This is a genomic window from Vibrio sp. YT-19(2023), from assembly GCF_033337395.1.
Genome location: NZ_JAWOQN010000761.1, coordinates 1 through 600, shown reverse-complemented (window position 1 = coordinate 600; position 600 = coordinate 1). Strand labels below are relative to the sequence as shown.

Genomic DNA, 600 nt, shown 5'->3' with positions numbered 1-600 from the left:
GTGTAAGGGAGCGTTTCATAGGCTCCAGGAGAGATAGAGTTTACGGCTTCGCGGGCATCAAAGTAATCAAGTTGAGTCCCCGGAAGCGACTTACGGAATTGGGTATTAATAGTTGTGCTCATGGTTTGCTTCCATTCAATCTGTACATCTTGGCCTTCTCCCCATCACTCTAGAAACGCTACTCTAGCAAAGCAGTTTGGAGAACTTGATTGGAGAACTTTTTGAGATGTATTCGCTCTAGTAATGTTTGTGACGAGAAGTCCTCCTTCTTCTGCCAAGAGAGAGTGAAAACAGAAGAAGGAGGAGATAAACCAATCAAAGCAAGTAATGACTTTGACTGGCTTTCGCGCTAGCGATTCTCAATAGGCACCCACTCTTGATGATCTGGACCTGTGTAATCTGCGCTTGGGCGAATAATGCGGTTGTTCGCGCGTTGCTCGTACACGTGTGCAGCCCAACCAGTTAAACGGCTCATCACGAAAATCGGTGTGAACAGCTTGGTCGGAATGTCCATAAAGTGGTACGCCGATGCATGGAAGAAGTCCGCATTACAGAACAGACCTTTTTCGCGCTTCATCACCGATTCAACACGCTCAGATA

General features: G+C 46.8%; 1 protein-coding gene. It reads right to left on the bottom strand.

Going from position 1 to position 600, the window contains the following annotated elements:
- Positions 1–349: 349 nt before the first annotated feature.
- Positions 350–600 (bottom strand): citrate/2-methylcitrate synthase (locus R7E78_RS28325; protein ID WP_318058906.1); only part of this gene is annotated, 251 nt, incomplete at its 5' end.